The following is a 17,631-nucleotide window of genomic DNA, read 5'->3' on the forward strand; positions in this document are numbered from 1 at the left end:
TCAGCCCTCCCCCCGCGCGGAGCCCGCCGCGCCCGGCAGCCGGACCGACTGCGCGTGGCGGAACGTGTCGCGGGGATCCCAACGCGCCTTCATCTGCTGCAACTTCGCGTAATTGTCCTTGTAGTACAGCCGGTGCCAGGGCACCCCCGAGGTGTTCCACTGGGGGTCGCTCAGGTCGATGTCCGCGTAGTTGACAAAACATCCGTCGGTCACCGCGTCCGGCACCGGAACGCCGCCCGTCGCGCTGTGCACATCGCGGTAGAACTCCCGTATCCACGCGATATGGCTGGCGTCGTCGCGCTCGTCGCCCCAGCTCACGAGGTAATGCAGCTTCATGACCGAGTCCCGCTGGGCCACGGCCGTGGCCGACGGGGAAACGGTGTTCGTCCGGCCCCCATAGCTGGAAATCTGCACCAGGGCCGCCGGGTTGGCGTAGTCGGCGCGGGTCAGATTCCGGTGGAAGGCGGCTATGTGCTCGTCCGGGAACCGCGTCCGCAGATAGGAGGACTTGAAATCGGCGCGGTAGGTCGCGTCGCCGTCGAACATGCCGCGCCACGTCGTGGTGTGGAGCCAGGGCAGCCTCCGGCGGTCCCAGACGTCCGGCCGGACGCCGACGCCGTCGCCGATCGCCGTGAGGAAGCGGCCCAGCAGGTCCTCCGCGCCCGGCACCGTGGCGTCGATCTGGGAGGCCAGGGTGATCAGCCCGTTGGTCCGGTGGGTCAGGGTGAGCCGGCTGAACAGCGCCACGTACGGGGAGGACGCCGCGCTGTTCCTCTCGCACCAGACGCCGTAGTTGCGCACCAGCCGGGTGAAGTCCGCCTCGGTGAGCGCGGCCCACGGCCACACCGCTCTGCTGATCCACATCTCGGCCGGGGGTCTGGGCAGCAGGTGCGCCGGGTCCGTGCCCGTCGCGCCCGGGGTCCGGAACCAGTAGCGGGTGACGACGCCGAAGTTCCCGCCGCCACCGGTGTGGGCCCACCACAGATCGCGGTTCGGGTCGGCGGGGTCGGAGGTGGCGACGACCCGGCGCGCCGTGCCGCCCGCGTCGACGACCACGACCTCCACCGCGTACAGGTAGTCCACGATGAGGCCGAGTGAACGGTTGAGCTGGCCGTATCCGCCGCCCGCCACATGGCCGCCGACCCCGACCGTGGGGCAGGAGCCCCCGGGGAGGGTCACCCCCCAGCCCTTGAACAGCGTCTCGTAGACCTCGCCCAGCTTCGCCCCCGCCTCGACCGCGAACGCCCGGTGGGCCGGGTCGTAGGTGACCGTCTTCATCTCGGACAGGTCGATGACGACCTCGACCTGCGCGTTCGCCACGAAGTCCTCGTAGCAGTGGCCGCCGCTGCGCACCTGCACGCGCCTGCCCTCCCGGACAGCGGTCTGCACGGCCTCGGTGACCTGGGCGGGCGTGGTGCACAGCCGGACGTACTCCGGCGCGCCCACGAAGCGGTGGTTCTCGCCGCGGACCAGGCCCGGATACCGGTGGTCCCCGGCGCTCACCGTGAGGTCCGCGTCGTCGATCGCCAGGTCCGCCGGTGCCGCGGCGGCGGGGCCCCCGGCCATCAGCGTCCCGCCCGCGGCCGCCGTTCCGGCCAGGAGCGAGCGGCGTGTCATATCACCCACGTGTACTCCTCGTTGTTCGCTGGCCGCGCGGCCAGACTGCTGGGAGGATGGCTCGCTCCTCGGTGCGCGGCATCACGCCTTCGCGGGATCCAGCGCGGGCCGGATACGGGAGAGCGCGGCGGCGTCGTTCATCGGGCGCACCAGGCACGGGCCACGGCGAGTTCCTGTTCGGAGTTGAGCCGGGGGTCGCACAGGCTCGTGTACGTCGAGCCGCCTGCTCGAACTCCCCGGCGTGTGCCACGCACTCGGTGACCGGGTCGGGGGTGGCCTCCAGGTGGAGCCCGCCGGCGACGCCGTCCCCCTCGGCGCCCAGCCGGGCGATCAACGTCAGCCGCCCCGGCTCGCGCAGCGGGTCGAGGCGCTCGCACAGGGCGAGCAGTTCGCCCGGGGACATCGACGGGCCGACCTTGCACGCCACCGGGTTCGCCACCGCCGCCAGCAGCGCCTCATGGCTCGTCCACACCGACAGCTCGCCGGGCGGCCGGGCTCCGAACCTCATCGGCCGCCCCGGGCCGGGCCGGCCGAGGTGGTCCATGGCCGCGCTCGCGGCGCGGTAGCCCTCCAGGAGCCGCGCGGGATCCGGGCGGCGGCCCGACGGGTCGGGCTGAGGGCTGTTGACCATGCTCCCGCGGTAGACGGGCAGTTCGAGGTCGCCGACGCGCTCGGTGGGGCGGGAACGTGACTTGGCGAACTGGCCGCCGCGTCCGGCCGACCCGCACCACGGGCCCGCCGGACGCGGCGGCCAACTCCTCCCGTACCGCGGCGAGCAGCGGCCGGGCCCGCCAGTCGGGCTGCTGCCGGGCGGGTCTGGACGTCAGGAACGCCAGGTCGGGCTCCAGCATCTCGGTCAGGCCGGTGGGGCACCGGGCGGGCGCCGCCGTCCGGGTGGCCGCGACGGACTGGTCGTGGGTGGCCGGCATCTCATACCCCTTGTCGTTTGGGCTTGATGGGCGTTCAGGCGCCGCTGATCCGGTCGAGCACGCCGTCCCACACCGCCGGGTCGGGGGCCTCGTCGCCGCGCCAGGCCACGTGCTGGTCGGGGCGGAGGAGAACGAGGTCGCGCTCCCACACGGCCCGTATGCCGGGGCTGTCCACGGGGAGCAGGGCGATGGGCAGGCCCCTGCGCCGCGCCTGCTCCGCCAGGGCCTTGCCGCGGTTCTCGCGGGAGAGGTCCACGAGGGTCAGGCCGGTGCCCAGCCGGTCGAACAGCGCGTCGCCGTCGTCCAGCCGCACGCTCGGCGGCCGGCCGCCGGGCCAGGTGGTCGGGGTGATCGCCTGCCACTGCCAGTCGGGCTCCGGGCCGTCCTCGTGGCACACGACCGGGGAGTCGCGGTAGCGGTAGCCGAAGTGGATCCCGATGTTGTCGATCTGGAAGCTCTCCTTGCCGAGGTACGCGGCGAGTTGCGGCCGGGAGGCGCCGATGGCGGCCAGTCGCGGGAAGCGCGTCCAGACCGCGAGGAGGTTGGCGCACATCTCCCGGTTGAACAGCGCGACCGGGCGGCGTTCGGCCTCGTAGGAGTCCAGCAGCCGGTCGCCGCCCCAGCCGTTCAGCACGGCGGCGAGCTTCCACCCGAGGTCGCAGGCGTCGCCCAGCCCCGTGTTCGCCCCGTGACCGCCGGTTGGATAGAACTGGTGCGCGGCGTCGCCCGCGAGGAAGACCCGGCCCGCGCGGTACGACTCCGCGACAGCCAGCCTTCCGTGCCAGTACGCGACGTTGAGGACCTCCTCCACCGCGAAGTCGAAGCCCAGTTGCCGCTTGACCACGGCGAGCGGATCCGCGGGCTCCGGCTCGTCGTCGGGCAGGACGAACGTGCCGGTCCAGGTGGCCCCGCCGTCGCGGTTGACCAGGGTCACCCCGCCCGCGGCGATGGTGAGGAAGAACGCGCCGTGCCGGACCAGGGCCGGGTCACCGGAGCGGAAGTAGACGTCGCAGTGGCGGGTGCCCGGCCCGCTCTGCCCGGTCGCGATGCCGGCTTGGCGGCGCACCGTGCTGCCTCCGCCGTCGCATCCGACGAGGTAGCCGGCGCGCAGCATCCGTTCGGTGCCGGTGGCCTCGTCGTGCAGGACCGCCGACACGAAGGAACCGTGGTCGGCCAGGTCGCGCAGGGTCCAGCCCTCGCGCAGGTCGACCAGGGGGTGCCGGCGCAGTCTGCCGCGCAGCACGTCCTCCAGCAGCGAGCCCTGGAGCCGCTGGTAGGGCTCCAGGGGGGCCGACCCGTCGTCGACGCCGTCGTGGCGGCGGCGCAGCCCAGCCACCGAGGGGTACTCCCACACGGAGACCGGCGGCCGGTCGGGCTCCGCCGTCCACAGAAAGGTGAACGGTTCGTCGGGCCCGACACCGCGCCGCCGGATCTCCTCGGTCACCCCGAGGCGGCGCAGCAGTTCCATGCTCCGGCCGTTGATGAAGTCCATCTTGGGGTGGGCGGAGACGGTCGTGGACGTCTCGACCACGGTGCTGCGCACTCCGTGGCGCGCCAGTTCCAGCGCCAGGGTGGCGCCGACCGGTCCAGCGCCCACGATCAGGACGGGGTGGCCGGGCCCGGCCGGCCCGGCGTTCCTCGGGTCGGTGGTCATGCTGCTGCTCCTTCGCCGCCGTCGTATCGGGGTCCGCCGCGCCATCCTGACGGGCCGTCAGGGCGCCGGACATCACGTCTTCGCGCCACGGCGGGCGGCGGAATCCGTCAGTCGCCGTCCGCCAGGCCGAACTCCTTGTGGAGCAGCCGCAGTGCCTCGACCCGGTGCCGGCCGGCCACGACCACGGAGGCGCGCGCCTGGGAGCTGGCGACCCAGCAGGTGGGGATGCCCGCGTCGGAGAGCACCGCGGCCATCCGGGCCAGGTACTCCGGCCGGTTGAGCAGGCCCACGCCGATCAGCGACACCTTGGCGACATCGGCGTCCACCAGGACCCCGCCGCCGTGCGCGGCGGCGACCGACTCCAGTGGACCCCGGATCAGTTCGACCGCGTCACGGGCGATGGTGAACCCCATCCGGAACTCGTCCTCGTACGGCCCCGAGCGGGCCACGAGGTCACCGGGCACGGCCTTCCCGGCCAGCAGCGCCAGGATCTCGGGGGCCAGGTCCCGTCCGTCGCGAGCGTGCACCAGGACGCGCGCCACCGGGGAATCCGAGGTGACGGCGGTGACCGGGTTCCCGGTCTCCAGCTCCGTCACCTCCCCGCCGTGCACGACCGTCCCCTCCGCCTGCACCAGGGAACTCCTGACATGCAGCTCAACTCCTTTGGCGAGGGCCAGTTCCGCCGATCTCGCATGCAGCACCTTCGCTCCCGAGAAGGCCATCTCCACCATCACCTCGGCGGGCACCCGGCGGAGCTTGCGGGCGGATGCCACGAGCCGCGGGTCGGCCGTGTACACGCCTTCCACGTCGGTGTAGATCTCGCAGCGGCGGGCGCCGAGGGCGGCGGCGAGCGCGACGGCCGTCGTATCGGAGCCGCCGCGGCCGAGGGTGACCACGTCGCCCGCGGCGTTGCTCCCCTGGAAGCCGCCGACGACCACGACGCGGCCGGCGGCGAGTTCGCGCCGCACCCGCCGGGTGTCGATGCTGTCGATCACGCCCGCGCCGTGCCGGCCCACCACCCGGATCCCGGCCTGGTGGCCGGTGAGCGAGACGGCGCGAACGCCGGACCGTTCCAGCGCGAGGGCCAGCAGCGCGGCCGACATGTACTCGCCGGTCGCCAGGAGTTGGTCCGTCTCCCGGGCGGCGCGGGTGGCCGCGTGGTGACCGCCGGCCTCGCCGGCCAGGTCCAGCAGCCGGTCGGTGGTGTCTCCGCGCGCGGACACGACGACCACCGTGTTCCGCCCGGCCGAGGCCACCCGCTGGGCGACCGCGCGCAGCCGGCCGGGTCCCGCGAGGGAGGTGCCGCCGTACTTCTGCACCAGGATGGCCATGGCCGACTCCCTCACCCCACCAGTGCCCCGGCGTCGTGGCCGTACAGCCACTCCTGGTCGTCGCGGTGCCGGCGGTCCAGGGCGAGGTCGCGCTCGTGCTGGCCCTGCCCGTCGCCGAGGTGGAAGGTCCGCGCGTTGGCCCGGGACATCCGCTGGATCCGGTCGGTGCGCGGCTTGCGCAGCCGCTCGTAACGGGCCAGCGCGGCCGGGACGTTCCGCGGACCGGCCGCGGCCAGGCAGCCGGCGAGCACCACCGCGTCCTCGACCGCCTGATTGGCGCCCTGCGCCATGAAGGGGAGCATCGGGTGGGCCGAGTCCCCGGCCACCGCGATCGCCCGGCCCCGCCAGCGCGGCAGCGGGTCGCGGTCGTGCAGGGCCCAGTGGCCGACGGACCGCAGCGCCCCCAGCACCAGGCCCACCTCCTCGTGCCACCCCCGGTAGGCGCACAGCAGCTCCTCCGGCTTTCCCTCGGCCGTCCAGGACTCCACCGGCCAGTCGCCGGCCGGGGCGGTGGCGCCGACGCTGATCCACCGGCCGGCGGCCACCGGGTAGCAGACGCAGTGCTGTCCGGGGCCGAACCACAGCCGGACCTTCGGCTCGTCCAGCAGGAACGGCAGTTCCCCGGCGGGCACCAGGCCGCGGTAGATGGACTGCCCGGAGAAACGCGGCCGGTCGGTGGCGAGCGCGTCGCGCACCACCGAGCGGATCCCGTCGGCCCCCACCACCACGTCGGCCTCGCGCACCGAGCCGTCCGCGAAGTGCAGCCGGACGTCCTCGCCGTGCTCCTCGACCCGCAGGCACCTGCTGCCCAGGTGCAGGCGGCCGTCCTCGATCTCCGCCAGCAGCGCCCGGTGCAGATCGGCCCGGTGCACCAGGTAGTAGGGGGCTCCCCAGCGGGCCTCGCACGCGGCGCCCAGCTCGCCGCGGCTGAGCAGCCGGCCGTCGTCCCAGCGCCGCATCTCCACGGCCCGGGCCCGCACGGCGACCGCGTCCAGCCGCGGGGCGAGCCCCAGGCGCCGCAGCAGCCGGGCCGCGTTGGGCGCGATCTGCACCCCGGCGCCCACTTCCCGGAGCTGCCCGGCCTGTTCGTAGATCTCGCAGCGGATGCCGGCCCGGGCGAGGGCCAGCGCCAGGGTGAGGCCGGCGATCCCGGCGCCCACCACCGCTATCCGGCCGGGCCCTCCCGCGTGCGCGGTCATGCCCGTCTCAGTAGTAGAGGACGGCATTGTTCCAGTCCTCGTCGGGGCCGAACAGGCTTCTGGGCTTCACCACATCGGGCACCCGGGTCAGGATGTCGTGCGGAACGAGCGTTCCCGGGGCGACGCAGCCGACGCGGCAGGTGACGTCCAGCTCGCGCCGGAGCGCCGCGGCGAGTTCGGCGGAGGCGTCCGCCGCGTGCTCGGCGGGGACCTCGATCTCCACCCGCAGGTGGTCGCCGGCCGTCTGCGCCCGCCAGAACAGCACGCCGTACTCGTACGGCAGCCGGTAGACGATGTCCTCCAGCTCGTACTGGGTGATCAGGGTGGTGCCGACCCGGTGCCCGTAGACCGCGCGGCCCAGCACCTTGACCGTGGGCAACACCCAGCCGCAGGCGCACGGGTCGTAGGACACCTCGACGGAGTCCTCCAGGTTGTACCGCAGCAGCGGCATGGCCTGGCGGTACAGCGGGGTGACGACGAGCTGTCCCGCGCCCTCCCGGGTGATGCGGCCGGTCGCGGGGTCGCACACCTCGACCAGCAGCCGGTCGGCCCACAGGTGCAGGCGGCCCTCGGGGCACTCGCCGGCCAGCGTCCCGGTCTCGGTGGAGCCGTACTCCTCCACCACCGGAACGCCCCACAGGCGGCCGATCCGGGCCCGCCGGGCCGGGCTGAGCGGCTCGCCGCCGACGAACAGCGCGCGGAGCGCGGGGAAGTCGTGCTCGGGGCTGTGCCCCAGGGCCCTGGCCGCCGCGGCCCACAGCAGGCACTCGGTGGGCATCGACCAGGTCATCGTCACATCGAGGTCCGCGAGCGCCCTGACCACCCGGGCGTACGGCATGGCGAGCGAACGGTTGTCGCCCGGGACCACGGTGGCGCCCTTCAGCCGCGCGGCCGCGTGCGCGAGGTGCCCGGTGAGGAGCATCGCGTACGGGGTGCGGACGAGGAGGGTGTCGGAGGCGCCGATGCCGACCCACTTGCGCGCGAAGCGCTCGGCGAGGTCCAGCCAGTCGGCCTCGGTGTAGTAGGAGGGCGTGGGCCGGCCGGTGGAGCCGCTGGACTCGTGGTAGGTGGCCAGTTCGGTGGGCGGCACGGCGAGCATGCCGAACGGGTAGTTGTCGCGCAGCTCCGTCTTGACGGTGGTCGGCAGGGCGTCGAAACGCCCGGGGTCGGTGGGCGGTCCCGCCGGGCCCAGCTTGGCCTGGTAGAAGGGGGACTTCGCGGCCCATTGCAGGACCTGCGGCAGCCTTTCCCGTTGCAGCGCCGCCAGTTCGTCGTAGGTCGACCAGTCGCCCAGGTGGGGCATCCGGACCGTCATCACCACTCCATTCCCAGAAGCCGGCAGGCGTTCCGCCATGCGATCTTCTGCCAGTCGTCGTCGCCGATCCCCGCGTGCCGCAGCTTGGTCAGCTCCACGTCGGGGTGCTGGATGGGGGCCTCGGACCCGAAGAGCACGCGGTCACCGCCCAGTTGCTCCACCGCGGCACGCGCGACGCAGGTGTAGCCGCCCGACGTCTCCAGCAGGATGTTCTCCCGGCGGGCGATCAGCTCGATGGCGTACAGGTCGATGTTGCCGATGCCCGCGTGCCCCAGGACGAAGGTGACCTCCGGATGGGCCGCGGCGAGCGCGACGAGGTCGGCCACCCGGCTGCCGGGCCGGTCCAGGCAGACCGTGTACACGCTGTGGCCCGCCTCGCACGCGACCTCGGCGAGCCGGGCCGTGCGCGGGTCGTCCAGCGGCACCCCGTGCACGGCCGGTGAGATCTCCACGCCGCGGAACTCGGCCGCCCGGTCGCGGTAGATCTCGGGTGGGCGGTGCGGGTTGGCGAAGAAGAACGGGACGAGACGCCCGCCGGACTCCGAACAGGCTATGAGGACCGCGTCGTTGTCCGCGTCGGTCTCGATGTGCCCGCCCTCCACCAGGAACCGGGAGAGCCGCGCCAGCGGCATCGTGCCGCCGGCGCAGACCACCGCCCGGTCGATGCCGCACGCGTCCATCAGCTCCAGCAGGCGTGCGGGCGCGGCGGGCACGGGCGCGAGCCGGACATGGAAGTCGAACACCCGGGGGCGGACCCCTGTCATCTCACGGCTCACTTCTCGAGGCAGAACTCGTTGATGGGGTAGCCCACATGGCGGTCCTCGCTGGGCAGGTAGCCGAGCACCGTGTCACCGGGCTTCAGTTCGGTGCTGTTGAGCACGGCGCCGCCGGGGCCGAGCACGCGCACGTGCCAGTCGTCCTGGAGGATGAGGTTGACCTGTCGGCCGTCGGGCGCGACCGCGTCGATGGAGATCAGCGGGCGGGACTCGATCTTGACCCGGCCGACCGTGACCAGCCGGGTGTGGCCCTTGGTGTCCACGGCCATCACCTTGCTGCCCGACCGGAGTTCGCTCAGGTAGCTGGTGCGCTCGTCCCGGGACAGCGTGTAGGAGTGGATGGCGCCGGCGTTCACCCGGAACGGGCGGGTCGGCATGTAGGGCAGCGGGTGTGTCTCGCTGACGCAGAGGATCATGCCCTTGGAGTGCGAGCCGACCAGGATGCCCTCGTCCTTGCGCAGGTAGGTGCAGGTGTCGACGCAGGCCCGCTCCCCCATGCCGACGTGCGCGGTCTCCACGACCTCCAGCTCGACCAGCTCGAGCGGCGGGGTGTCGGCCTGGGCCGCCGCCTTGAGCCCGGCGGTCTCGCCGACCGCGGCGGGCGCCATCATCACGCCGTCCGAGCCGTGCTCCAGCACGCCGAAGATGATCCGCGCCTCCTCGACGTCCCGCGCGACCGTGATCAGGCTGCCGGTGGCGCGGTCCGCGGCGGCGATGACGATCTCCAGCGGGATCTTGGTGGGGTCGCGGAACAGCAGCAGGCTCCACTTCTCCGTGCGCGCCGACTCGCAGGCGTCCTCCAGGGTCGGCGCGTCCACGATCTCCACGAAGCGCCCGAACTCCACCCCGGGGTGCTTCGGCGCGAGTTCGGCCGGGGTCGTGCCGTGCGCGCGGGGGTCGACGATGACGATGGTGGAGTCCCCGAAGTCCTCGGGCAGCGGCTTGTCCTGGGGGAAGAGGACCTTGGAGAGGGTGGGCGGCAGGTCGGCGAAGTCGGCCGGGTCGTCCGCGACGACGCCCTCGACCCGGTAGTGCAGCGCCTCCTGGAGGATGGCGTCCTTGGTCTCGCCGAGACGGCGGACGTCCAACCAGCTCATCTTCATGGGACTACTCCTACGTGAGGTGACTGCTCGGGCAGCCCGGGAAAGTGGTGTGAGGTCCGCGCGGGGAAGCGCTCAGCCGAACAGCGGCTGGAGCCGGCCCGCGTCCGTGTGAACCAGTTCGGCGATCTGCCGTGTCATCTCGCCGGGGTCGGCGGACTGGAAGATGTTGCGGCCCATCGCCACCCCGGCGGCGCCGCCGCGCAGCGCCTCGTCCACCTGGGCCAGCACCTCGGGCACCGAGGTGCGGCGCGGACCGCCGGCCACGATGACGGGGATGGGCGCGTCCTTGACCACGTCGGCCATCTCGGCGGGGGTGCCGGCGTAGGGCGTCTTGACGATGTCCGCGCCCAGCTCGGCCGCGATCGTGACGGCGTGGGCGACGAGTTGTGGATCGCGGGGGTTGGTGACCTTGGGGCCTCTGGGGTACGCCATGGCGAGCAGCGGAACGTTCCACCGGTCGCACAGGTCGGACACCCGGCCCAGGTCGGCGATTTGCTCCCGCTCCTGGCAGGAGCCGAGGTTGACGTGGACGCTCACCGCGTCCGCGCCGTGGCGCAGCGCCTCCTCCACGCCGCTCACCAGGTACTTGGCGTCCGGGTCCGGGGCCTGCGCGGTGCTCGCGCTCAGGTGGAGGATCAACGAGATCCGGGCGAACCGGTCCGGGTCCACGCGCCGGAGGGCGCCCTTGTGCAGCACCACCGCGTCCGCGCCGTTGTCGGCGAGCTCCCCCACCAGGGCGTCGAGGCCGCCCTTGCGCACGCCGAGCGGACCGTCGCTGATGGGGTGGTCCAGCGGAACGACGAGCAGGCGCGCGTCGCTGTCGCCGTACAGCCGTCTCAGCCGGAGCCGCCGGCCGAATGAGAGATTCGGGAACATCAGCCTGTCCCTCCTACGGGTGTCGGGCACGGGCCTTCGATACGAGGGCTGCCCATAGCCCGTTGACAGGCAATGCTTGTGGCGGGCGGGAGGGAAGACATCGCCCGATCACGTGATCCCACGCCGGAGGGCACGGGAGATTTTCTCGAACGGCTCACTCTGCAACGGCAGTTGCAGGACTGCTCGTCAGCAGTTCGTCGACCGGTTGAGGTAGTTGTAGACCGTGAAACGGCTGACCCCGAGCGCGCTCGCGACCGTTTCCACGCCGTGGCGCATGGCGAACGCCCCGCGCGTCTCCAGGCCGCGCACGATCTGCTGTTTTGTCTTGCGGTCCAGCTCGGCCAGCGGCATCCCGTGCCGCCGCCGGAGCTCGCCGAGGATGTGGTCCAGCGAGGCCGAGAGGTGGGGCAGCCGCACGGCGGCCACCTCCGCGCCCGCCCAGCTCAGCAGGACGTCGTCGGGCCCGGCGCGCTCCGGCGCTATCAGCTCCCCGCCGATGGCGTCCACCAGCGGCTTGACCGCCTCTATGAACAGGTCGTCGGCCCCGCTCATGTCCCCGTCTCCTCCCCGACGTCCGGCCCGAGGGCGTTGACCTGGAGCGATATGCGGGTGGCGCCCACCGCCAGGGCCCGGCGCAGCAGCGTGTCCACGGTGGCGAGCACGGCGTCCGCCGGGCCCTCCGCCGTATTGCCGAAGGGCCCCACGTCCACGGCGTCCAGCGCCGCGTTCTGCACCACCTCCCGGGCGGCCACGGCGTGCGCCGGCGGCTCCTCCAGGTCGAACGGCTCGGTGGTGAATTCGAGTCTCAGTCGCACTCGGTCAACCTAACGCCCCGCGCCGGCCCGTCGAGCGGCTAGTTGTAGTGCGCGGCCGACCAGCCGGTCTCGGTGGGGTGGTGGGGGACGCCGAAGAGCTCGACCGCCTGGCGGAGTTGATGGACTCCGGCCGCGAGCGCGCTGACCGAGCCCGCCGCGGCGGCGATGAGCAGCAGCGCGTGCCCCAGGACGGCCGTGTCGGGCACTCCGGCGGCCAGGGCGCAGTCCAGCGTGGCCAGCTCCCGGTCGGCGACCTCGCGGTCGGCGAGGGTCGCGGGATACGCGCGCAGGTCCCGGCGCAGCCGGTCCACCGCAGCGCGCAAGGTCAGCACTCGGGGGTCCATCCCGCCGGTCGGGACGCTCCGCACCCCCGGGGCGGTTTCAGCTTCTCCAGCCGCCACTCGGCCCTCCCCTGCCGTCTTCATTGACGCCGGCCGCGTCCGCCCGAACACGCCCCGCGATCGGGAACGGTCGGCGGACCGAACAAGGAAAGTAAATATCACTGTCCGCGCATCCCGCCACACAGAGGGCGAGATTTACTGTCACATTCCGGTGAACAAATACGGTGAACGCGGCACAACTAGAGAATGCCAGCATATTGCTGCGCCCGCACCCGCCCGTCGGCGAGACTGTGAGAATCTCGTCGAGAAGTTCCGTCCCTGGAGCGTCAGATGACGAAAAGCGTGCCCGTGCGGTGTCCCACCTGCCGACGGGAGCACACCTACGTCCCGCCGCAGTATCCGTGCGCCTGCGGGGTTCCGGTCACCGTCCCCCTGCCGCGGGAGAGTTCACCCGTATCGGTGCGTCACCGATCGTGGGACGCGGCGTGGACCGAGGTGCCGTGTCCCGCGTGCGGGCGCACGGGTCAATGGCCGCAGCCGGAATTCGACTGCCCCTGTGGGGTGACGGTGCGGCTCGCCGCTGACGAGGGGGAGCGCGTGCCGTCGCCGCGGGAGGGCGGCGGGCGTCCGCCGTTCCAGCCGCTCACCATCAGAACGGCCTATGACGCGATGGCCTGCGCGGCCCAGTTCCTGCGCTGGCTGGGCTTTCTGGACGTGCGCACCGCCGTGCCGCGGCCGGCGTCCGGGATCGATCTGCGCGGCCCCTCGGTGATCGGGCTGGTCAACCCGGCGACCACGCCCACCGCGGTCCGGGAGATCGAGACGCTGTGGCTGCACGGGCTGGTGGAGACGGCGGTCACGGTCGCGTTCTCGCTGTCCGGTTACGACCGGGGCGCCCGCGCTCGCGCGGACAAGCTGCGGCTGCCGTTGTTCGTCCTCGATCTGACGGGCACGCCGCAGCCGGTGAACGACCCGGCCGACGCGCTGCTGCGGCACGGGGCGGACGGGGTCTGACGCCCCGCCCCCGGTCAGAGCGTTTCGGCCCAGCGCAGGTGGTGGGCCGCGTCCGGCGCGTGGAAGGCGAGCAGCCGCGCGCCCTCCTCGGCGAGGTCGGTGCGTTCGGCCGTGGTCAGCGGGTCGAACGGCGCGAGCACGAGCGTGGCGGAGGTGGTCGCGCGGTCGGTCTCGACACGCCAGACGCCGCGCGCGAAGCCGTCGGCGAGGAACACGGGGAAGGCCCGGTTGCCCTGCCAGGTGCGGGCCTTGGCGGCGTCCGAGATGACGCGGGTGCGGTCGGCGTGGCCGATCAGGACGTTGTCGTACTCGGGCAGAAAACGCACCGGTGCGGACACGCCCTCGCCCGGGCGGGAGGCGTCGGGCAGGTCGAACAATTCCGTTCCGCTCGCGTCGCGAAAGCGCGTCAGACGGGGCAGCAGCCGATCGAAGACCTCCCGCAGCCTGGTCAGTCCTGACCAGGTCTGCGCGTCCTTGACCGACGCGGGCCCGAACGCGGCGAGGTAGCGCAGCACCAGCGCGTCGGGTGCCGTCTCGGCGGCCAGTTCGGCGCCGATCCAGGACTCGGCCGTGGTGTGCCGGGCGGCGCCGCCGCGCTGCCACAGGCCGCGCGGCGGGACCTGCACCAGGGCCAGGTGGTGGCGCGCGACCTGGCCCAGCGCCTGCGGGTCGGCCCCGGGCCACTCCCCCGCCAGCAGGGTGCCCAGCTCGGCGAACGTACGCGGCCGCTCCTCTGCCAGCTCCCGCGCGCGCCGGGCCACCGCCGCCTGGTCCACGCCCGGCAGCCGCTTGGCCCAGTTGGAGCGGAACGGCCGCTCGTGGGCGGCGCGCAGCACCGGCCGCAGCGCCAGGCAGTCCCCGGCGGTGACCGTGTGGATGGTGGAGCGCAGCAGGCTGATCCGGACGAACTCCCGGGCCTCGAAGCGCCGGGAGAAGTCGTCCGGGTCGAAGGCCGCGAGCCGCGACCACAGCGCGGTGTAGTGGGTGCCCGGCACCTGGGTCTGGAGCCCGACCAGGTGCTCGACCGCGTCGTGTGCGGGCAGCGCGGCGCGGGAGAGCAGGAACTGCCGGTCAAGCAGCGCGCGGTTGAGGTCGCGCAGGGAGAGCAGGGGAGCCGCCGTCATGAGCCGACCCTACGGCGGGGCTGTGGTGGATGGGGACGGTGGTGCCGGTGAGCGGCGCGCCGGAGCCGCCGCGGCGGACGGCGACGATCTCGGCGGCGATGGACAGCGCGGTCTCCTCCGGGGTCACCGCGCCCAGGTCGAGCCCGACCGGCGAGCGCAGCCGGGCGAGTTGGTGCTCGGGAACGCCGGCCTCGCGCAGTCGCCGCAGCCGGTCGGCGTGCGTGCGGCGGGAACCCATGGCGCCGATGTAGGCGGCCGGCATGCGCAACGCCCGGGTGAGCAGCGGGATGTCGAACTTGGCGTCGTGGGTGAGCACGCAGATCACCGTGCGTTCGTCGGTGCGCTGTCGCTCCAAGTAGCGGTGCGGCCAGTCGACGACCACCTCGTGCGCCCCGGGGAAGCGCTCGGGGGTGGCGAAGACGGGCCGGGCGTCGCAGACGGTGACGCGGTGGCCGAGGAACGCGCCGGCCCGCACGAGGGCGGTGGCGAAGTCGACCGCGCCGAAGACAAGCATGCGCGGGGGCGGCGCGACGGACTCGACCAGCAGAGTGACGGGCCCGGTGGCGGTGGCGAGCCGGACGGTGCCGGTCCTGCCCTGGCGCAGTAGCGCCGCGGCCTCGGCCGCCGCCGGTCCGTCGAGCGTTCCGGCGTCGCCCAGCGTTCCGGAGCGGCTGCCGTCGGGGCCCAGCAGCAGGGCGCCGCCGAGGAGTTCGCGCGGCCCGGCGGCGATCCGGGCGAGCGCGGCGGGCGTCCCGTCGGCGGCGGCGCCGAGCGCGGCGGCGAACGGCGGCCGGGCGGGGGTGCCGGCCAGGACCGGGGTGATGAGGATCTCGATGGCGCCGCCGCAGGTCAGCCCGACGGCGAACGCGTCGGCGTCGCTGTAGCCGAAGCGCTCGGTGCGGGGCGTTCCGTCGGCGATGGCCTCGCGGCACAGCTCGTAGACCGCGCCCTCCACGCAGCCGCCGGAGACGCTGCCGAGCACGGTCCCGGCCCGGTCCACGGCGAGGGCGGCGCCCGGCGGGCGGGGCGCGCTGCCGTGCACGGCGACGACGGTGGCCACCGCGAAGTCGCGTCCGTCGCGGCACCAGGTCACCAGGTCGGCGGCGATGTCCAGCATGGCGGCTCCCCGTTACCGGTCCGGATCCCGGCCGCTGTCGGGGCCGAGGTCGATGAGGTGCTCGGGCCGCACGGGCACCCGGCGCAGGGCGCGGCCGGTGGCCTGGCGGATGGCGGCGACGACCGCGGGGGTCGAGGAGAGCGTGGGCGCCTCCCCGACGCCGCGCAGCCCGTAGGGGGCGTGCTCGTCGGCGAGTTCGAGGACGTCCACCGGCATGCTCGGGGTGTCCAGGATGGTGGGGATGAGGTAGTCGGTGAAGGAGGGGTTGCGGATCCGGCCGTCGTCGCCGACCACGATCTCCTCCAGCACCGCCAGGCCCAGGCCCTGCACGGAGCCGCCGTGGATCTGGCCGACGACCGAGCCGGGGTTGACGGCCTTGCCGACGTCCTGGGCGGCGGCCAGCTCGACGACCTTCACCAGGCCCAGCTCGGTGTCCACCTCGACGACGGCGCGGTGCGCGCAGAACGAGTACTGGACATGGCCGAAGCCCTGGCCGGTGACCAGGTCGAACGGCTGGGTGGGCCGGTGGCGGAACTCCAGCTCCAGATCGATGGCGTCCGTGCCGAGCACGTCGGCGAGGGCGGCCAGCACCTCACCGTCGGCGGCCACGACCTTGCCGCCCACCAGGCGCAGGCCCTCGGCGGGCCAGCCGTGGCGTTCCCGGCCGCGGCGCAGGACCTCGGCGCGGACGGCCTCGCAGGCCTGTTTCACCGCGCCGCCCGTCATATAGGTCTGGCGGGAGGCGGAGGTGGAACCGGCGGAGCCGACGCTGGTGTCGGCCGGGAGGATGGCGACCTGGGTGACGCCCAGTTCGGTGCGGGCGATCTGCGCGTGCACGGTGACGCCGCCCTGGCCGACCTCGGCCATCGCGGTGTGCACGGTGGCGACCGGTTCGCCGCCGGTCACCGCGAGCCGGACCCGGGCGGTGGAGTAGTCGTCGAACCCCTCGGAGAAGCCGACGTTCTTGATGCCGACCGCGTAGCCGACGCCGCGGACCACGCCCTCGCCGTGGCCGGCGTTGGACAGGCCGCCGGGCAGCGCGCGGATGTCGGGGCCCGGCGCGGCGCGCTCCCACTGGCGTTCGGGCGGCAGCGGGCGGTCCTTGACGCGGCGCAGCAGCTCGGCCACCGGGGCCGGGGAGTCGACGACCTGGCCGGTGGGCATGGTGGAGCCCTGGCTCATGGCGTTGCGCCGGCGCAGTTCGACGGGGTCGAGGTCCAGGGCGGCGGCGAGCTTGTCCATCTGTGCCTCGTAGGCGAAGCATGCCTGGACCGCGCCGAAGCCGCGCATCGCGCCGCAGGGCGGGTTGTTGGTGTAGAGGGCCAGCGCCTCGATCTCGGCGTTGGGCACCTCGTAGGGGCCGACGCCGAGCGAGGCGGCGTTGCCGACGACGGCCGGGGAGGAGGAGGCGTAGGCGCCGCCGTCCAGAACGATGCGGGCCCGCACGTAGAGCAGCTTTCCGTCGCGGGTCGCGCCGTGCTCGTAGGTGAGCCGGGCGGGGTGGCGGTGCACATGCCCGAAGAACGACTCGTGCCGGTTGTAGACGATCTTGACGGGGCGGGCGGTGCGCAGGGCCAGCAGGCAGGCGTGGGCCTGCATGGACAGGTCCTCGCGGGCGCCGAACGCGCCGCCGACGCCGGCGAGGGTGAGGCGCACCTTCTCGGGCGGCAGGCCGAGCACGGGGGCGAGCTGCCGGTGGTCGACGTGCAGCCACTGGGTGGCGATGTAGAGGTCGACGCCGCCGTCGTCGGCGGGCACGGCGAGCCCGGACTCGGGGCCGAGGAACGCCTGGTCCTGCATGCCGACCTCGTAAGTGCCGGTGACGACGACGTCGGCCGCGGCGGCGGCGCGGGCGACGTCGCCGGTGACGACGGGCTGGCGGTGCACGATGTTGGGGTGGGCGACGTGCGCCGCGTGGCGGTCGGTGCGGCCGGGGTGCAGGACGGGCGCGCCGGGCGCGGTGGCGGTGGCCTCGTCGGTGACGGCGGGCAGTTCGGCGTAGTCGACGCGGATGCGGGCGGCGGCGCGGCGGGCGGTCTCGGGGTGGTCGGCGGCGACCAGCGCGACCGGCTCGCCCTCGTAGCGCACCAGGTCGCCGGCCAGCACGGGCTGGTCCTGGATCTCCAGGCCATAGGTGGTGGTGGCGGGCAGGTCGGCGGCGGTGAGGACGGCGTGCACGCCGGGCAGCGCGAGGGCGGCGGAGGTGTCGATCTCGGTGATCCGGGCGTGCGGGTGCGGGCTGCGCAGGGTGTGGCCCCACAGCATGTCCTCGTGCCACAGGTCGGAGGAGAACGCGAACTCGCCGGTGACCTTGAGGATTCCGTCGGGGCGCGGTGTGGACTCGCCGACGCCGCCGGTGGCGTTCCCGGTGGTGTCGCCGCGCTGGGTCAGCCGCGCGGGGGCGGGTGTCACGCCCATGG

15 protein-coding genes and 1 pseudogene are annotated in these 17,631 nt (G+C 73.7%); 1 reads left to right on the forward strand and 15 read right to left on the reverse strand.

Translation table 11 applies throughout. The annotated features are described in order from the left end of the window. The 12 genes and pseudogenes from RM590_RS15715 to RM590_RS15770 all read right to left on the reverse strand — a co-directional run bounded on the left by RM590_RS15715 (position 1) and on the right by RM590_RS15770 (position 12,040). A complete protein-coding gene (locus tag RM590_RS15715; RefSeq protein ID WP_311705345.1) occupies positions 1-1,617 on the reverse strand; it encodes an FAD-binding oxidoreductase in 1,617 nt (538 codons plus the stop codon). A 137-nt stretch (positions 1,618-1,754) separates the two neighbouring features. Beyond that, positions 1,755-2,351, reverse strand: a pseudogene (locus RM590_RS15720) (3-deoxy-7-phosphoheptulonate synthase); the annotation flags it as partial. 229 nt (positions 2,352-2,580) lie between these two features. Beyond that, positions 2,581-4,200, reverse strand: a complete 1,620-nt coding sequence (locus RM590_RS15725; protein WP_311705187.1) for an FAD-dependent monooxygenase — start codon at positions 4,198-4,200, stop codon at positions 2,581-2,583. A 107-nt stretch (positions 4,201-4,307) separates the two neighbouring features. Beyond that, a complete protein-coding gene (locus tag RM590_RS15730; protein WP_311705188.1) occupies positions 4,308-5,531 on the reverse strand; it encodes an aspartate kinase in 1,224 nt (407 codons plus the stop codon). 11 nt (positions 5,532-5,542) lie between these two features. Further along, the gene (locus RM590_RS15735; protein WP_311705189.1) at positions 5,543-6,730 is read right to left on the reverse strand and encodes an FAD-dependent monooxygenase; all 1,188 of its coding nucleotides are present in this window, start codon (positions 6,728-6,730) and stop codon (positions 5,543-5,545) included. A 7-nt stretch (positions 6,731-6,737) separates the two neighbouring features. Then, entirely contained in the window at positions 6,738-8,045 is a 1,308-nt protein-coding gene (locus RM590_RS15740) for a phenylacetate--CoA ligase family protein (RefSeq protein WP_311705190.1), read from the reverse strand. Next, entirely contained in the window at positions 8,045-8,809 is a 765-nt protein-coding gene (locus tag RM590_RS15745; RefSeq protein ID WP_311705191.1) for an amidohydrolase family protein, read from the reverse strand. Before RM590_RS15745 ends, RM590_RS15740 begins: the two co-directional genes overlap by 1 nt. Before the next feature lie 8 nt (positions 8,810-8,817). Continuing rightward, positions 8,818-9,924, reverse strand: a complete 1,107-nt coding sequence (locus RM590_RS15750; RefSeq protein WP_311705192.1) for a 3-dehydroquinate synthase II family protein — start codon at positions 9,922-9,924, stop codon at positions 8,818-8,820. Positions 9,925-9,996: 72 nt separating this feature from the next. Next, on the reverse strand, positions 9,997-10,800 hold the full coding sequence (locus RM590_RS15755) for a 2-amino-3,7-dideoxy-D-threo-hept-6-ulosonate synthase (protein ID WP_311705193.1): 804 nt from the start codon (positions 10,798-10,800) through the stop codon (positions 9,997-9,999). Positions 10,801-10,986: 186 nt separating this feature from the next. After that, positions 10,987-11,352 (reverse strand): helix-turn-helix domain-containing protein, encoded by a 366-nt coding sequence (locus RM590_RS15760; RefSeq protein ID WP_311705194.1) that lies wholly within the window; start codon positions 11,350-11,352, stop codon positions 10,987-10,989. Further along, the gene (locus RM590_RS15765) at positions 11,349-11,615 is read right to left on the reverse strand and encodes a hypothetical protein (protein WP_311705195.1); all 267 of its coding nucleotides are present in this window, start codon (positions 11,613-11,615) and stop codon (positions 11,349-11,351) included. Before RM590_RS15765 ends, RM590_RS15760 begins: the two co-directional genes overlap by 4 nt. A 38-nt stretch (positions 11,616-11,653) precedes the next feature. Further along, a complete protein-coding gene (locus RM590_RS15770) occupies positions 11,654-12,040 on the reverse strand; it encodes a DUF5955 family protein (RefSeq protein ID WP_394813869.1) in 387 nt (128 codons plus the stop codon). A gap of 483 nt (positions 12,041-12,523) precedes the next feature. Between RM590_RS15770 and RM590_RS15775 the strand changes: the two genes are divergently transcribed. Then, positions 12,524-12,970: a hypothetical protein gene (locus RM590_RS15775; protein ID WP_311705197.1), complete on the forward strand. Its 447-nt coding sequence runs from the start codon at positions 12,524-12,526 to the stop codon at positions 12,968-12,970. Positions 12,971-12,984: 14 nt separating this feature from the next. On the opposite strand, the gene RM590_RS15780 is transcribed toward RM590_RS15775, so the two are convergent. The 3 genes from RM590_RS15780 to pucD are packed head-to-tail and all read right to left on the reverse strand — an operon-like array spanning position 12,985 to position 17,629. Beyond that, a complete protein-coding gene (locus RM590_RS15780; RefSeq protein ID WP_311705198.1) occupies positions 12,985-14,094 on the reverse strand; it encodes a winged helix DNA-binding domain-containing protein in 1,110 nt (369 codons plus the stop codon). After that, positions 14,042-15,211 (reverse strand): XdhC family protein, encoded by a 1,170-nt coding sequence (locus tag RM590_RS15785; protein ID WP_311705199.1) that lies wholly within the window; start codon positions 15,209-15,211, stop codon positions 14,042-14,044. Before RM590_RS15785 ends, RM590_RS15780 begins: the two co-directional genes overlap by 53 nt. Positions 15,212-15,223: 12 nt before the next feature. Next, positions 15,224-17,629 (reverse strand): xanthine dehydrogenase subunit D, encoded by a 2,406-nt coding sequence (gene pucD / locus RM590_RS15790; RefSeq protein ID WP_311705200.1) that lies wholly within the window; start codon positions 17,627-17,629, stop codon positions 15,224-15,226. Positions 17,630-17,631 lie beyond the last annotated feature (2 nt).

This window comes from Streptomyces litchfieldiae (assembly GCF_031845365.1).
Taxonomy (GTDB): Bacteria; Actinomycetota; Actinomycetes; order Streptomycetales; family Streptomycetaceae; genus Streptomyces; species Streptomyces litchfieldiae.

Excerpts from the sequence above, each read along its gene's own strand:
- RM590_RS15770 (WP_394813869.1), bottom strand. The coding sequence starts at position 12,040 with ATGAAGACGGCAGGGGAGGGCCGAGTGGCGGCTGGAGAAGCTGAAACC.
- RM590_RS15755 (WP_311705193.1), bottom strand. The coding sequence starts at position 10,800 with ATGTTCCCGAATCTCTCATTCGGCCGGCGGCTCCGGCTGAGACGGCTG.
- RM590_RS15745 (WP_311705191.1), bottom strand. The coding sequence starts at position 8,809 with ATGACAGGGGTCCGCCCCCGGGTGTTCGACTTCCATGTCCGGCTCGCG.
- RM590_RS15730 (WP_311705188.1), bottom strand. The coding sequence starts at position 5,531 with ATGGCCATCCTGGTGCAGAAGTACGGCGGCACCTCCCTCGCGGGACCC.
- RM590_RS15785 (WP_311705199.1), bottom strand. The coding sequence starts at position 15,211 with ATGCTGGACATCGCCGCCGACCTGGTGACCTGGTGCCGCGACGGACGC.
- RM590_RS15725 (WP_311705187.1), bottom strand. The coding sequence starts at position 4,200 with ATGACCACCGACCCGAGGAACGCCGGGCCGGCCGGGCCCGGCCACCCC.
- RM590_RS15780 (WP_311705198.1), bottom strand. The coding sequence starts at position 14,094 with ATGACGGCGGCTCCCCTGCTCTCCCTGCGCGACCTCAACCGCGCGCTG.
- pucD (WP_311705200.1), bottom strand. The coding sequence starts at position 17,629 with ATGGGCGTGACACCCGCCCCCGCGCGGCTGACCCAGCGCGGCGACACC.
- RM590_RS15735 (WP_311705189.1), bottom strand. The coding sequence starts at position 6,730 with ATGACCGCGCACGCGGGAGGGCCCGGCCGGATAGCGGTGGTGGGCGCC.
- RM590_RS15750 (WP_311705192.1), bottom strand. The coding sequence starts at position 9,924 with ATGAAGATGAGCTGGTTGGACGTCCGCCGTCTCGGCGAGACCAAGGAC.
- RM590_RS15760 (WP_311705194.1), bottom strand. The coding sequence starts at position 11,352 with ATGAGCGGGGCCGACGACCTGTTCATAGAGGCGGTCAAGCCGCTGGTG.
- RM590_RS15740 (WP_311705190.1), bottom strand. The coding sequence starts at position 8,045 with ATGACGGTCCGGATGCCCCACCTGGGCGACTGGTCGACCTACGACGAA.
- RM590_RS15715 (WP_311705345.1), bottom strand. The coding sequence starts at position 1,617 with ATGACACGCCGCTCGCTCCTGGCCGGAACGGCGGCCGCGGGCGGGACG.